The organism is uncultured Sphingomonas sp., assembly GCF_946477935.1.
In the GTDB taxonomy this organism is placed as follows: Bacteria; Pseudomonadota; Alphaproteobacteria; order Sphingomonadales; family Sphingomonadaceae; genus Sphingomonas.
Genome location: NZ_CAMLAC010000082.1, coordinates 1 through 14,557 on the forward strand (window position 1 = coordinate 1; position 14,557 = coordinate 14,557).

Below are 14,557 nucleotides of genomic sequence, written 5' to 3' on the forward strand. Positions count from 1 at the left end.
GTACGACGTGGTGGGGGACGCAGCGACGATCATGCGGTGGCCGATCGCCGATACAGTGGCCGGGCGGCCTCGTCGGCCAGGTTCAGGGGAAAATGCACGTCCATCGCTCTCAGCAGCGATGTCCAGGGCCCGTCGGCGCCGAAACATTGCACCGCCATCGCGCAGCCGAGCGCGGTGCGCAGCCATCCGACCGGGTGGGGATCGCCGATCGGCCACCGCATGATCGTCGCTGCGTCCCCCACCACGTCGTACAGGGCGGCGACCGACGCATATCCCGTGTGGAGAAAGGCGAAGACGTCGGCTGCGATCTCCGACGCCCAGGGCGTCCACATCGCGGCAAGTTCCCGGTCGTCGGCAAGCGCGTGCGCCAAGGCGTCGCGCAGCGCAGGGGTCCAGTCGGTCAGATGCGCGACCTGGTGGCCCACCTCATGAAACAGCGATGTGGGCCGATACAGATTGTGGCGCACGATCTTGATGGCAGCGACCGGCATCACCGATCCGGGCGCCCACAGGCGAACTCCGGCGCGCAGGATCGACGCACCCGTGCCCTTGTCCTGATAGACCAGAACCCGGGGCAGCGGTTTTCCCGCGCGGGCCAGGACCGGCGCCATGCTCAAGACGGCGATACGGTCCAGCATCGACAGCGCGGTCCGCAGCACCACGCTGGTGCGCGAGTTGACCGCATCGCCCAGAAAGTCGAGGGTCGTGTCCACCTGGACGTAGCGGCGCCGGAACCGCATGACGGCAGCGGCCGCCGCGGGCAGCATGGCCGGGTCCGACCGGCCCTTGGCGATCGCCCTGCCGGCGGTCTCGCCCAGCCCGATCAGTTCCTCGACGACCGAGTTCAGATGGCTGCGCAGCGGCGCGCCGATGTCGCGCTCGACCGAGCGCCAGGCCTCGGCCGATGCGAACTCCTCGGCATCGCGGAACGTCCGTGCCGCCGCCAGCCAGTGTGCGAGCTGACGCTGGAGATCGGCTGCCAGCAGCGCCGCGTCGGTGGGGGCAGCGTTGCGGGTCATGGCCGGCGGAACCCCGGCTCGACCCCGATCGCGACCGTCGGGGCCGACGCCGCGTCCGTGCGGCGCGCCGACGTCGGCACACCGCTCGCCCCCCGCCCCAGGCCGGGGACTGGCCGCAACCGGATCCTGACGGTAACCCCCGGCTCCGGACTGGCGGCGGCACGTGCGAACGCATCTGCATTCTGCCGCGTCCATTGGGCGAGCGCCGGGAGGATGAAGGGGCGCAGGCGGCGGATCAGCGCGACACGCTCAGCGCGGGAGATCCGCGCCGTACCCGGTGCCAGATCCTCGGTTTCGATCAGGTCCTCCCGATCGACCGGCGCCCGCGGCCCGCGCCCTTCGGCCATGGCGACAGCATCGACCAGCGCCTGGAGCAGCGGGCCATGACCGGCACCCGCCCGGATCGATTGCGCGATCCTTTGCGAACGTTCTTCGGACAGGATGAGGGCAAGGCTCACCTGTTCGTTCGCGCGATCGACCGCCAGCCTCGTCCTGCTGGGCGCGATGCGAACCGATGCGGCGCGCCAGCCAGGGCCTGCGCCCGCCGCGGCAACGGGCGCGCCGACCGGCTGCAAGGCAAAGACACGTTGCCCGACGCCCAGCCGCCGGCTGCTGCGCAGAAAGGCCGACGGCACCCTGGTGCCCAGGCGCGGTTCGCGCAGGATGATCCCTGCGGCCGCCGGCGTCAGGGGATGGAACTGCTCCGCGCTGCCCAGCGGCCCCCCCAATGCGCGGTCGGTGCGTGCAATGGTGGCGGCCGTCGTACCCGCCACCGCCTGATATATGTGCAGGCGCGCCCGGATCGGCAGCGTCATGCCGCGTGCACGCAACACGCTGCCCAGCGTCGTACCGCCGAAGGTCGGGATCGCGTCCGCGATCTGCGTGGTGATCTCGATCTCGGGCACTCGGCTATACTTGCTGTAGGCACGCAGGCTGCGTGGCCGGCGCGCGACGAAGACACCGCCCAGGCTCGGCGCCTGTCGCAAGTCGCCGCGCACGTAGCGCTCGGGAAAATGGGTCGCCGCCGCCTGCGCGAACGCCTCGGACACCGCGAGTTGCGTCAGGTCCTCATTCTCGAAGATATACTCTTCCTGCTCGGCAAGCCGGCGCACGGTGTCCTCGACGACGCTGGCCAGGGCGACCGGCGCCGCCTCGCTGGCGGCAGAACCGTTTTCGTCCTCCGCTTCCAGCGAGATCAGCCGCAATCCCGTGTCGACGATCGCGCTGGACAAGGGCTTGGCCAGTTGCGGTCCGACCCATTTGCCGATCAGCTTGCCCAGGAAGCCGGCCAGGAAGTTCACCACCTTCGGCCGCCCCACCAGATTGATGCCGAGCTTGAGCGCACCCAGCAGCACCGGCACGAACTGCTCCACCGCCGGCTGGAAGCGCTCCTCGTCGGCGCTGGCAAAGGCATCGATCAGCGCGCCGCGCGCTTCGGCCAGACGCTCCAGCGTACCATCCGCTTCCGCTTCGGTAGACCCCCAGCCCGCCTCCTCCTCGCCCTCCGGCGCGAATCCCTCCCCGCCTACGAACGCCTCCGCCAACGCCCCATCAAACGCCCTCGTCGCGCCTTCGAGATCACTGGTGTTGGCTGGCGACATATGGTCTTCGTACGACACAGCGTCGTAATCCTCCGCTTCGAGGTTCAGCCGCCCGGCAAGCGTGCGTGCGGGCCCTTGCAGCGGCGCCGGCAGGCGACCGATCGCGAAGGACAGGACCCTTTTCAGCAACGGACGGATCAGCCCCTTGAGCTTGTTCAGCACAGGACCAAGCGCCGCTCCGGCGATCTTGCCGGCAAACTTGCCGACCCCCTTGGCCGCATTGGCGACGAACGAGACCGCCTTCTTGGCCTTCTTGATCAACCCACCGATGAACTCCTCGCCCGCAGGGGTCAGATCGCCCGGCGTGGGTGCCAGCGCGTCCAGCTTGCGGTCCAGCTCGTTCGCACTGAGGGACTCGACATCGAAGGCCTGCAAACCCTCCTGAAGCGCCGAAAGATATCGTTCGGCCTCGAATTGCACGTTCGAGAGATGGGCCCGCGCAAACGTCGCGCGATCGGACATGTGGCCAGCGGCCTCATCGGTGAACCGGTCGGCAACGGCGGCCTCCGTTTCCTCGGCAAGCAGCGCCACCGCTTCGTCGAAACTGGCATCACGCAGGCTTTCAAATGCTTCTGCGAGCAATTGATCCGTCGCGCTTTGCTCGCGCATCCCCTCCGGGGTCTCGGCAAACGGGGAAGCCCATTCGGCCGCGGATGTTGCTGGGGCATTCTGCTCGGCGCGCCCCGCCTCGGCCTCCAGAAAGGGGGAGCTGAGGCCCGGCGATGAAAGGCCCTCGGCTTCGGTGTCTTGGCCGCTCAGCAACATGCTCGGCTCCTTTTCAACGAGTCTCCGCCATTTGACCACATGGGCCGTCCCGCCAGACCGACCTGTGCGTTCCCGAGGCGGTGCTGGCGCGTCCGATAGGCGTGCACGAACGTCCCCGTCCCGTCGTCGCAGCGTCCGCCCTGCGTCACGTGCGAATCCATGATCTTGGAAAAGCGTCAGGGCTGCTTCGGCTAGGCGGCCACGGATGCGGCAAAGCGACAGGCGAGGGTTGGCGCAGGGTCGACGCCGAGCTCGATCCGAAGCCGTTCCGCCAGAAGACGGTAACAGCGAACCGCCTCGTAGCGGTTGCACTGGGCCAGATGCGCATTGATCAGCGCCTCGGCCGCAGATTCGCGCAACGGTTCGGCCGCCAAGGCCGCAGCGCCGGCCTGTGTGGCGAGCACCAGTCTGCCCGCCTCCGTCATGGTCCGGCATGCGGTCTCCAGCGCCTGCACGCGAAGCGCCCGGAACCGATCCTGGAACGGAAGCACCCATTCCTCATGCCATCCCGGCAGGATGTCGTCGGACAGCAATCGGATCTCGTCGAATGTCAGGCCCTCGCCGCCGATCGCCCGGCCGGCCGCCGCCTCCGCCACGCGCAGATCCGCGGTGGCGTCCAGCACAAGATCCTCGCCCGTGCAGCTTATCCAGCCCAGCGGCGTGTTCCAAATTCCGCGCCGCAGATTTGCCCGGCCTACCTCCTCGCACGCCTCGGGCCAAAGCTCCGCCGACGCAGCGGCACGGGAGACGGGACGACCCCGGATGGCCAGATAGGCCAGCACCCGCCTCGCCGGCAGCGACAAGCGCACGTTGGGAAAGACTCCCAGCGCGCCTATCACCGCAATCGTGCGCCTTTTGACCGACATGGCGGACCGCCCCAAAAGCAGTGAGCAAGCCGCACGGGACAACCGGCTCCGCAACACTGCATCAGATCGCGTATCGCTGACGCGCAATTGCGCCACCGACCTACGAACGACTCACCAGAACCTCGAAAAATTCTATGCCAAAACGCCCATTAGGAAAGAAGAATGTGACCTGGTGCCTGATCTCGGCGGCCAGCAAGGTCATGCGTGGTGCCGATATGCCACCCACTAGGTGTTTGATCCCGGCATTTGATGGTGCGGATTTGATGTAACGCGAGCTGGCTCGTTTCGCCATGTCTTGCAGATGGCTTCGTAGGGTGTGAGCCCTTTGAGGGTCTTGAGCCTGCGGCCGAATTCATAGGCGGCGACGAAGTCGCTGAGGTGCTGCCTGAGCTGGTCGTGGCTGTCGTAGTGGTACCGTTTGACGGTCACTTCTGAACCGCCCCGGGTTTGTCGGAGGCAGTTGGATGTGCGTCACGCCGCCATATCGATGAGGTCCACGGCAGCATAATACTGCTCTTCGGCTTCGGCAGGCGGGATGTTGCCGATGGGCTCGAGTAGCCGGCGATGATTGAACCAGTCGACCCATTCCATCGTGGCGTACTCGACCGCCTCGAAGCTGCGCCAGGGTCCGCGCCGATGGATCACCTCAGCCTTGTAGAAGCCGTTGATGGTTTCCGCCAAAGCGTTGTCATAGCTATCGCCGACACTGCCGACCGACGGCTCGATCCCGGCTTCGGCAAGGCGTTCGGTGTACTTGATCGATACGTATTGGCTGCCACGGTCGGAGTGTTGGACGAGACCGCCACCGGGCATCGGTCGTCCTGCTGACGCGCCAGCCAACGATCCGGCGAGCGTAGGTGTCGATGACGAACGCCTCGTAGACCCGCCGGCATTCGCTGCTCCAGATCGACGTACGAGACCAATCCTCCCTACCGCGCATTACCGCGCCCTCATCGCCTCACACGCGATCAATCATCTCCAGCTTGCCGAGCCAAGCCTTTTTCAGCAACCTGCTAGATACAAGCAGTGGGCAATTGCCGGTCTCGATTCAATCCTGTCCCATTACAACGGGATCCATCCGCCCAAAGCGCTAAGGCTGGGGATCAGCCAGCGCGGAAACCCGCGAGGCCCCGTCAGGCATTTAAGGGGCAACAACACGCGGGGGCATTCTACAGGCACCCAGACCGGCGTCAGTTCGCCAGCAGGCAGCAGCTTGGCCAGTCCGACCGCATCACGCCGGTTGGTCTTGACCCGGTTGCCTTGCCCGTTTCGGGATAGGGCAGCTGCTCGCAGGTCAGCGGATCGCGGCCGACCGTCATGCGCGGTTGCACCACGGGTCCGCCCTGCCCCCGGCAGATCGAGCAATGCAGCCGGCGCGCGACGGCGGGCAGCCCATCGTCCCAGCCTCGGCGATGGAACAGCCACCAGAGCGGCACCGTGACGATGCGGACATGGCAGCGGCGGGGACAGGTCGTTCATGCGGTCCGGCAAGGCAAGGTCACACCATCGAGGTGCGGCTGGCATTGCGATGTCTGCTGGGACACTGCCCTAAGCGCTGGCCGCTCGACATGTTCTGGAACTCTGCCGAGACAAATCATGATATCGGCCGTGCACAAGGGTGTACGGCCGCTCTCAACGGCATCGTCAATCGCCTTCACTCCCGATAACTGACCGTTACAGCCGACGTTTCTCCAGACGCAGTGACGCAGGCAAGCGGACCCTATCACGCGGACTCATCCTTATAATCGAAACGCTATTGCTGATCGATCGCGATAAATGTCATGTTACACCATAACATGATTCGTAGAAGGTGCGTAATGCACTTGCGGATGTAGACGTGGGGGATCGATGATCGTTGTGGAGCAGGCGGGCCGCCCCGGACATAGGCGGGGTGCGTATTCTGCCAGGTGGGGGATCATTCCCGTGGTTGCCGCGGCCTTGGTGGCGCTGCCTGTCGAAGCGCAGGAAACCGGGCCACTGCCGCAAGCGGCTTCCGACGACATCATCGTCACCGGAACGGCCGATCGGCAATTGCTGCTGGATGCGAAGACCGAGACGGGCAGCCGCCTCGGTCTGACCGTACGCGAGACGCCGGCGATCGTCGACATCTTGTCGCAGGAATTGATGCAGGAGCGTGGGTTGCGCACCACGGTCGAGGCGCTCAACGCCACGCCCGGCGCAACCTCGGGGGAACTGGCGAGCAGTCCTGGGCAGATGTCGATGCGCGGCTTCACCGCCGGTGCGGTGTCGCTGCTGTGGGACGGGGTGCGGCAGACCAACTCGGCACTCATCATCCGCAATCTCGATAGCTGGAGCTTCGACCGGATCGAGGTGCTTAAGGGGCCGGCGGGCGTGCTGTACGGCGAGGGCTCGCTGGCGGGCGCGGTCAATCTCGTGCCGAAGAAGCCGCGCTTCAACGGCGACAGCTACGCCGCCACCGTCGGGTACGGCAGCTTCGATACGCTGCGCGCCGGACTGGACGCCAATGTCGTGGTGAGCGACACCGTCGCGATCCGCGGCGTCGCCAGCGCCAACCGCACCAGCGGGTTCGTCGACGACACCGATGCGCGCTTCCTCGCCACGACGCTCGCAGTGACGCTGAAGCCGGTCGAGCGGCTGACGATCGAACTGGCGGGCGACTATCTGGAGGATCGCTACGGCACCGCTTACTGGGGAACGCCGCTGGTACCGCGTGCGGTGGCCCGGGATGCGAGCGATCTGGTGCGGACGAGCGACGGGTTCGTCCTCGACCGTGCGATCCGCCAGCGGAACTACAACGTCATCAATGCCGACCAGGGATCGGAGACGTGGTGGGCGCGGTCGCGGATCGGATACGAATTCTCCGACGCGCTGCGCTTCACCAACGAGCTGAGCTATTACCATGCCGACCGGCGCTTCCGGAACTCGGAAGTCTATACCTACGCCGCGCCGACCGCCGCTTTCCCCGAGGGATCGTTCCGCCGGGGCACCACGCGGATCGACCATCGCCACCGCTTCGTCGTCGAGCGCGCGGTGCTGGCCAGCGACGTCGAGATAGGCGGCCACCGCAACCGTTTCTCGATCGGCGGCGAGTATAGCGACAGCGACCTGGCGGTCCCGCGCCGCTTCGGCTCGACCAGCGGGGTCGACATCTTCAGTCCCCGGCGCGGCAGCATGTCGCTGGCGGAGACGGTGGCGAACTTCCCCGACGGTCGGGCCGATTTCGACTCCAGCACCGTCATCGCCTCGCTGTTCGCGGAGGAAGCCTTCAACCTGACACCGCGCCTGCTGCTGGTCGGCGGCGTACGCTACGACAACATCGCGCTCTATCGCAGCATCGATGATCTCAACGCAGGCCGCACCACGGCCTTCTCGCGCCGCTGGAACCCGGTATCGTGGCGCGCGGGCGCGGTGTTCGACGTTGCGCCCAAGACGCAGGTGTTTGGTCAATACAGCTACGCCGTCGCGCCGGTCGGCAGCCTGGCCTTGCTATCGGCGACCAATGCAAAGTTCGACCTGACGACGGGACGATCGGTCGAGGGCGGGGTCAAGACTACGCTGTTCGGCGACCGGCTCGACCTGACCGCGGCCGGGTACTGGATCGAACAGGACGGCATCGTCACGCGCGATTCGGCCAATACCAGCATCGCCGTGCAGGGGGGCAGGCAATCGTCGCGCGGGCTCGAACTGTCGGCGTCGGGCGCAGTGACGCGGGCGTTCCGGCTGGACGCCAATCTCGCCATCCTCGACGCGCGCTTCGACGTGTTGCGCGAGGCGGGCGGGAACCGCGCGGGCAACACGCCGCCGGTCGTGCCGGAGCGGGTGGCGAGCGTGTTCGGTATCTACCGGCTCGACGCGCTGCCGGTGTCGATCAGCGGCGGCGCACGGTACATGAGCCACTTCTTCACCGACAATGCCAACAGCGTCCGCGTGCGCGGCAGCACCGTGTTCGATGCAGCCGTCACCTGGCGTCTGCCGCAGGGCGACGTGACGCTGCGTGGCCGGAACCTGACCGACCGGCTCTATGCCAACTGGTTCGGCGGATCGGCCCGGCAACTGACGCTGGGTGCGCCACGCAGCGTCGACATCAGCTTCACCGCGAGGTTCTGACATGACACCCACCCCTGCCCTCCGCCTGGCCCAGGTGTCGGTCGCGTTCGGCAGTCACCAGGCGCTCGACAGTCTGTCGCTGACGCTGGCGTCGGGGGAAATCTATGCGCTGCTCGGCCCCAACGGCGCCGGCAAGACGACGACGATCAACCTGATCCTCGGCTTCCTCGCGCCAGACGCGGGTGGCATCGCGGTGGACGGCATCGATGCGGTCGCCGATCCACTGTCGGCGCGGGCACGCACCGCCTATCTGCCCGAGACGGTGATGCTCCACCCGGCGCTGACCGCCGTCGAGAACCTGCGCTATTTCGCGCTGCTCGCCGGGCGCACGATCGATCGCGAGCGCGCCACCGCGCTGCTGGCGGAGGCAGGGTTGCAACGCGACGCGCACGACCGCCGCGCGAACGCCTTCTCCAAGGGGATGCGGCAGAAGGTCGGCGTCGCCATCGCGCTTGCGAAGGAGGCACGGCTGTTGCTGCTCGACGAGCCGACTTCCGGGCTCGATGCATCGGCGGCGAACGACCTGTCGGCGACGATCCGCGCCGCCGCCGCGCGCGGTATGGCGGTGCTGATGGCGACGCACGATCTGTTCCGCGTCCACGACGTCGCCGGACGCCTCGGCATCCTGCGCGGCGGCCGGCTGGTCGAGGAGCGGGCGACCGCGACGCTCGATCCCCCGGCCCTGGAGCGGCTTTATCTGGAGGCGCTGGCGGCATGATCATGGCGCTCGCCCGGTTCGAGCTGGCGATGCTGTGGCGCGAGCGGCGGGCGATGCTCGCGCTCGCCAGTATTGCCGCGCTGGTCCTACTCGCCTTCGCCGGCGTCGCCTTTGACGCCGCCCGCACCGATGCGCACAAGCGGGATGCCGCCGCCGCCGAGCGGGCCCGCTGGCTCGGACAGGGGGTAAAGGATCCGCATAGCGCGGCACATCATGCCGTCTACGCCTTCAAGCCTGCGCCGGTGCTGGCGCCGCTCGATCCCGGTGTCGGACCGTTCGTGGGGCAGGCGGTGTGGCTGGAGGCGCATCACCAGAACGACCTGCTCCATCGGCCGCAACAGGACGCCTCGCCGCTGCAACGCGCCGGGCTCGCCGATCCGGCGGCGCTGATCCTGGGTTTCGGGCCGCTTGCGCTATTCCTGCTCGCCTTCGCGGCGGTGGCGGAGGAGCGCGAGCGCGGGACGCTGCGGCTCGCGCTGGGCGCGGCGACGCGGCCGGGGCGCATCGTCGAAGCCAAGCTGGTCGCCGTTGCGGGTAGCGGCATCGTCGCCCTGGTCGTGCCGGTGGCGCTGGGAACGGTCGCGTTGGCAGGCTTGCAAGACGCGCTGGACGGCGATGCCGTCTTGCGGGTGCTGCTATGGACGATTGCCGTGGCGGGGTATCTCGCGACGGTCGCCGCGATCGGACTGGCGGTGGCGATGACGACCCGATCGGCGCGGATCGGTCTAGCGGTGCTGTTCGGGCTATGGATATTGTTCGCACTGGCGCTGCCGCGGCTGGCGAGCGGCGTCGCCAACGACCTGCGTCCGCTGCCGTCGACGCAGGCGGTGCGGCAGGAAATCGAACAGGCAGCGCCCGCCTATTGGTCTGCCGAAGACGGCGCGCGCCACCGGGCGGCACTGCTCGCACGCCATGGCGTGACGCGGGTGGAGGACATTCCCAATTACCGCATGGCCGAACTCGATCTTGTCGAGCGGCACAGCCACCGGGTGTTCGACCGCGTGCTCGGCGACTTCTACGCGAAGGTGGCGCGGCAGGACCGGTTGTTCGGGCTGTTCGGCATCCTGTCGCCAACGATCGCGATGCAGCGGCTGTCACCTGCGTTCGCCGGCACCGATTTCGACCAGCACCGCGCCTTCATCGAACAGGCGGAAAGCTATCGCCGCGATCTGGTCGACCGGATGAACGCGGAGGGTATGGCCCATGCCGTGAGACCCGGTGAGCCCGCGCATACCGCCGATATCGATCTTTGGGGGAGCATACCGCCCTTCGTGTTCGACCCGCCTTCGGCCGCGCTATCTCTGGTGACGGTGCCGCTGGCGGCCCTGATTGGCTGGATGGTGGGTGCCGCCACGCTGCTTGGGCTGGCGAGCCGGAGGCTAAGGCCATGACCGGGGCCGGCTTTCGCCCGCTGTTCGCGTGGGAATGGCGGCGCGTGGCGCAGACGCCGCTATTCTGGCTGGTGCAGGCGGCGCTCGTCGCCAGCATGGTGTGGGCGGCGCTGGACACCGCCGCGCTTCACCACGAACAGGACGCCGCCGCCGCCCGCACGCTGGCCGCGGACGCGGCGCACCGCGCAAGCGTCCGCGAGCGATTCGATGCCTATCGCACCCCCATGACGCTCGATGCGCCTGCGATCCCCTATTGGCAGGACCCGAGCAACGTCTCTGGCTTCAGCCAGTATTTCGTCGCACCGCATGCGGTGAAGCCGCATCTGCCGCTGTCTCCTTTGGCCGTGGGGACGAGCGATCTCGCGCCATCGCGGGTCGAGGTGAAACTGGCGACGCTGTTCGGCATCGACGAACGCTATGATTTCGAGAACCCGCGCGGGCTGGCGCTCGGCCGGTTCGACCTCGGTTTCGTATTGGCGCTGTTGCTGCCCATGGCGTTGATCCTGCTGTACGGCCTGCTGGTCAGCTTCGAGCGCGACCGGGGCATGATCCGGCTGCTCGCGGCACAGGCCACCCCGCCGCGAACGTGGCTCGCGGCACGCATCGCCGCGGTCGCGGCATGGGCGGTGCCGGTGACACTCGCGGGCCTCGTCCTGGCCCTGGCGCTCGCCGGCGCGCGGATCGGTGCCGCGATCCCCGAGCTGGCGGCCGCACTGCTGCTGGTCCTCGCCTATGTCGCGCTGTGGACGGGTATCGCGCTGCTCGTCCTGTCGCGCCTGCCCGGCGCCGCGGCGGCGCTCGGCACGCTGGCGGCGATCTGGGCGGTACTGACGCTCGGACTGCCGATGGCGGGCGCGGCGATCACCTCAGCCATCGCGCCGCCGCCGGCGTCCAGCGGATGGATCGATGCGCAGCGCCGGACGACCGATGCGATCGAGATGAAGGCGGACGCGATCATCGCCCAGGGCATCGCGCAGCGTCCCGACCTCGCCGGAGCGTCCGACCGCATGGCGAGCCTCGATCATGCGACGAAGCTCACCTTCCTGATCCCCGAAACGGAACATCGGCTGGCTACCCTGCACCTGGCGCGGCTCGCTTATGCCCGTGACCAGCGACGCAATGCCCGGCTTGCCGGTTTCCTCGCCCCTCCCCTCGGCCTGTCGCAGGCGCTGGCGACGTTGGCGGGCACCGATGGCGCGCGCCAATATAGGTTCGAAGCGCAGGCCCGCGCGTACCAGCTTCGTCTGCGTGGCCTGCTCTATCCGCTGGTCCAGCGTGAAGCCGCCCGGCCGACTCCGCAAGGTACGACCCGCGGCCGGTACAGCCTGTCCGATACTAATATTCTACCGCCATTCGCCCTGCGGGATACGTCAGCGGCGCAACGGGCCGGATCGGTGATGCCGTTTGCGGGCTGGCTCTTCCTGCTCGGACTGGCGCTCGGGGCGCTGGGGCTCCGCCGGGCCACCCGGTGGCAGCCATGAGGCGCGCGCTCCTCCCCGCGGCGCTCGTCATCGCTGCGCCCGCAGCCGCGCAACGTGCGAGCGACAACGCCGTCACCGCCGCCGAGGACGCATTCGGCACCTCGATCGGCAACGAAACGATCGGCCTCTATGGCCCCAGCCAGGTGCGCGGCTTCTCGCCCGTGACGGCGGGCAACGTGCGGATAGAGGGCGTGTATATCGACCGGCAGGGCGCGATTCCGCAGCGACTCGTCTCCGGCTCGACGATCCGCGTCGGCCTGTCGGCGCAGGGTTATCCCTTCCCCGCGCCCACCGGGATCGTTGACTATACGCTGCGCGGCGTCGGCGAGCGGCCGCTGGTCAGCGTCGTCGCGGGCCGCTTCGCCTATGGCGCACCGTCGATCGAGGTCGATGCGCAACTGCCGATCCACGGCCGGACGCTCGGCGTCGCGGCGGGCGCTTCCTGGGCGCATGAGGAATATTACGATGGCTCCGACGCGCATTACGTCCGCGCCGCGCTGATCCCCCGCTGGCGGCCACGCGAGGGGATCGAGGTTATTCCCTTTTATGCGATTTCGCTCGGCTATGACGAACAGGTCGCGCCAACCGTCATCGCGGCCGGCAACGTCGTGCCACCGGAGGCGCCACGTCGTCGCTATTTCGGGCAGCAATGGGCGCAAAAGGATTCGCGCAGCATCAACACCGGCGTCATCGCCAAGGCGCGGCTCGGCTCCGACTGGGCGGTGACCGCAGGCGGCTTCCGGTCGATCTTCGTCAACGTGCGGAACTTCGCCGAACTGTTCACCGACACTACCGCCGACGGCACCACCACCGAGCGGGTCATCGCCGATCCCGGCCAGCGCTACGCCTCGACCAGCGGCGAACTGCGCGTCGGGCGTAGCGTAACTGATGGTTCGCGGCTTCATACGCTATCCGCCACCGTCCGCGCCCGCGCCTTGGACAGCTTTTATGGCGGCGCCGCACCAGCGCTCGATCTCGGTCCGCGTCCGTTGGGGTCGCCCGTGCCCGTCACGGAGCCCATCGGCTTCGCGTTCGGCGCCCGCACTCACGACCGCGTTCGCCAGACCACGCTGGGCATCGCCTATGAAGGCCGCTGGAGGGGTGTCGGCGAGGCCGGGATCGGCATCCAGCGCGCCGATTACAGCAAGAGGATCGACCAGCCCGGCCTGCCCCGCACCGCGACCACCGACCGGCCATGGCTGCTCAGCGCCAGCGCCGCCGCGACCCTAACCGACCGCCTTGCCCTCTATGCCGGCTATACCCGCGGTCTGGAGGAAAGCGGCATCGCCCCGACCAACGCCGCCAACCGCAACGAAGCGCTGCCCGCGATCCGCACCCGGCAGATCGACGGCGGCATCCGCTGGACGCTGCCCGGCGGCATGAAGCTGGTCGCGGGCGTATTCGATGTCGCCAAGCCCTATTTCAACACCGACGAGCGCAACGTCTATACCGTGCTCGGCGACGTCCGGCATCGCGGAGTAGAACTCAGCCTCGCCGGGAACCCCACCGATCGCCTATCGCTGGTGGCGGGTGCCGTCCTGATGAGCCCGCGCGTTACCGGCCCGGCGGTGGACGACGGCCGGGTCGGCGCGCGCCCGCTGAACCAGCCCGCGCGCACACTGCGCGGCAATGCGGAATACCGCCCCGCCTTCGCGCCGGGCTTCTCGGTCGACCTCGCCATCGCCAATATCGGCAGGCGCTTTGCGTCGCGTGATAACGTCGTCACCGTGCCCGCCTATACCCTGGTCGATATCGGCGCGCGCTACCGCTTCCGGATCGGCAAGGCGCCTGCCACCTTCCGCATCCAGATGCAGAATGTCGGCGACGTGTTCGCGTGGAACATCGTCGGCAGCAACAGCTATGGCCTGATGGACAAGCGGCGCATCACCGCCTTCATCGCGGCGGACTTCTGAGCGTGGAAGCGGCGGCCCTCCTTCCTGAAGCCTGTGGTCCCGGGATGTTGCCGACCTGATCGTCGAACCGGCAAGGGGTTGGGCTGATCGCGGGGCAGCATGGCGAGACGACGCTCGACCGGCCGATGGCCTGCGCGATCATCGCCGCGCCGCGCGGATCGCTCGACATCGTCCGGCGACCACAAGCTGCTGCCGGCGGCCACATCGTCGCCCGACCTTATCAGCGCCGACGCGCGGCAACTGAGGCACACAGCCGAGCAGATGATGAGCGATGCTTTCGGCGGAGGCCCCATCGCCGCCAAACGCCGTAGCCGGATCGGCCCCGCCCCGCTGGCCAACATCACGCTGCTGGACGCCGCAAGGTTAGAGCCAAGGGGCCGACCTTACGGTACCAGCACCGTGCTGCCGAAGGTCTCGCCCGCTTCGATCGCCCGGTGTGCGGCGGCGGCATCCTCCAGCGCGAACCGCTGCCCGATCTCGGGTGTGATCGCGCCCTTCGCCAGCATCGCGAACACCCGCGCCATCAGCGCCCGCTTCGCCGCCGCCGTCACCGCGTAATCGAACAGGGTCGGCCGCGTCACGAACAGCGACCCCTTCGATGCCAGCACCCCCAGATTGACGCCGTCAACCGGCCCCGACGCATTGCCGAAACTGACGATCAGCCCGCGCCGCGCCGCGCTGTCCAGCGAGGCGTTCCACGTCGCCTTGCCCACC

10 protein-coding genes and 2 pseudogenes are annotated in these 14,557 nt (G+C 68.0%); 5 read left to right on the top strand and 7 right to left on the bottom strand.

Going from position 1 to position 14,557, the window contains the following annotated elements:
• Window positions 1–29: 29 nt before the first annotated feature.
• The 6 genes and pseudogenes from Q0U08_RS10400 to Q0U08_RS10425 all read right to left on the bottom strand — a co-directional run bounded on the left by Q0U08_RS10400 (window position 30) and on the right by Q0U08_RS10425 (window position 5,687).
• Window positions 30–1,019, bottom strand: coding sequence for a hypothetical protein (locus tag Q0U08_RS10400; protein WP_298091380.1), 990 nt, complete (start codon window positions 1,017–1,019; stop codon window positions 30–32).
• On the bottom strand, window positions 1,016–3,385 hold the full coding sequence (locus Q0U08_RS10405; RefSeq protein WP_298091381.1) for a hypothetical protein: 2,370 nt from the start codon (window positions 3,383–3,385) through the stop codon (window positions 1,016–1,018). The genes Q0U08_RS10400 and Q0U08_RS10405 overlap by 4 nt, the downstream gene beginning before the upstream one ends.
• Before the next feature lie 191 nt (window positions 3,386–3,576).
• A complete protein-coding gene (locus Q0U08_RS10410) occupies window positions 3,577–4,251 on the bottom strand; it encodes a BTAD domain-containing putative transcriptional regulator (protein WP_298091382.1) in 675 nt (224 codons plus the stop codon).
• Window positions 4,252–4,476: 225 nt separating this feature from the next.
• Window positions 4,477–4,683: pseudogene (locus Q0U08_RS10415) on the bottom strand (IS481 family transposase); the annotation flags it as partial.
• A gap of 39 nt (window positions 4,684–4,722) precedes the next feature.
• Window positions 4,723–5,134: pseudogene (locus Q0U08_RS10420) on the bottom strand (integrase core domain-containing protein); the annotation flags it as partial.
• A 307-nt stretch (window positions 5,135–5,441) separates the two neighbouring features.
• Window positions 5,442–5,687, bottom strand: a complete 246-nt coding sequence (locus Q0U08_RS10425; RefSeq protein WP_298091389.1) for a hypothetical protein — start codon at window positions 5,685–5,687, stop codon at window positions 5,442–5,444.
• A gap of 487 nt (window positions 5,688–6,174) precedes the next feature.
• On the opposite strand from Q0U08_RS10425, the gene Q0U08_RS10430 reads away from it, so the two are divergent.
• The 5 genes from Q0U08_RS10430 to Q0U08_RS10450 are packed head-to-tail and all read left to right on the top strand — an operon-like array spanning window position 6,175 to window position 13,843.
• Window positions 6,175–8,340 (top strand): TonB-dependent siderophore receptor, encoded by a 2,166-nt coding sequence (locus Q0U08_RS10430; RefSeq protein WP_298091383.1) that lies wholly within the window; start codon window positions 6,175–6,177, stop codon window positions 8,338–8,340.
• Between the two features lies 1 nt (window position 8,341).
• On the top strand, window positions 8,342–9,058 hold the full coding sequence (locus Q0U08_RS10435) for an ABC transporter ATP-binding protein (protein WP_298091384.1): 717 nt from the start codon (window positions 8,342–8,344) through the stop codon (window positions 9,056–9,058).
• Window positions 9,055–10,449, top strand: a complete 1,395-nt coding sequence (locus tag Q0U08_RS10440; RefSeq protein ID WP_298091385.1) for an ABC transporter permease subunit — start codon at window positions 9,055–9,057, stop codon at window positions 10,447–10,449. Before Q0U08_RS10435 ends, Q0U08_RS10440 begins: the two co-directional genes overlap by 4 nt.
• Window positions 10,446–11,930 carry a DUF3526 domain-containing protein gene (locus Q0U08_RS10445; protein ID WP_298091386.1) on the top strand — a complete coding sequence of 495 codons (1,485 nt, stop codon included), beginning with the start codon at window positions 10,446–10,448 and terminating at the stop codon, window positions 11,928–11,930. Before Q0U08_RS10440 ends, Q0U08_RS10445 begins: the two co-directional genes overlap by 4 nt.
• Window positions 11,927–13,843, top strand: coding sequence for a TonB-dependent receptor (locus Q0U08_RS10450; protein WP_298091387.1), 1,917 nt, complete (start codon window positions 11,927–11,929; stop codon window positions 13,841–13,843). Before Q0U08_RS10445 ends, Q0U08_RS10450 begins: the two co-directional genes overlap by 4 nt.
• A 383-nt stretch (window positions 13,844–14,226) precedes the next feature.
• On the opposite strand, the gene Q0U08_RS10455 is transcribed toward Q0U08_RS10450, so the two are convergent.
• Window positions 14,227–14,557 (bottom strand): zinc-binding dehydrogenase (locus tag Q0U08_RS10455; protein WP_298091388.1); only part of this gene is annotated, 331 nt, incomplete at its 5' end.

Coding starts and splice junctions, on each gene's coding strand:
- Q0U08_RS10445 (WP_298091386.1), top strand. CDS start 10,446: ATGACCGGGGCCGGCTTTCGCCCGCTGTTCGCGTGGGAATGGCGGCGC.
- Q0U08_RS10440 (WP_298091385.1), top strand. CDS start 9,055: ATGATCATGGCGCTCGCCCGGTTCGAGCTGGCGATGCTGTGGCGCGAG.
- Q0U08_RS10400 (WP_298091380.1), bottom strand. CDS start 1,019: ATGACCCGCAACGCTGCCCCCACCGACGCGGCGCTGCTGGCAGCCGAT.
- Q0U08_RS10450 (WP_298091387.1), top strand. CDS start 11,927: ATGAGGCGCGCGCTCCTCCCCGCGGCGCTCGTCATCGCTGCGCCCGCA.
- Q0U08_RS10405 (WP_298091381.1), bottom strand. CDS start 3,385: ATGTTGCTGAGCGGCCAAGACACCGAAGCCGAGGGCCTTTCATCGCCG.
- Q0U08_RS10435 (WP_298091384.1), top strand. CDS start 8,342: ATGACACCCACCCCTGCCCTCCGCCTGGCCCAGGTGTCGGTCGCGTTC.
- Q0U08_RS10410 (WP_298091382.1), bottom strand. CDS start 4,251: ATGTCGGTCAAAAGGCGCACGATTGCGGTGATAGGCGCGCTGGGAGTC.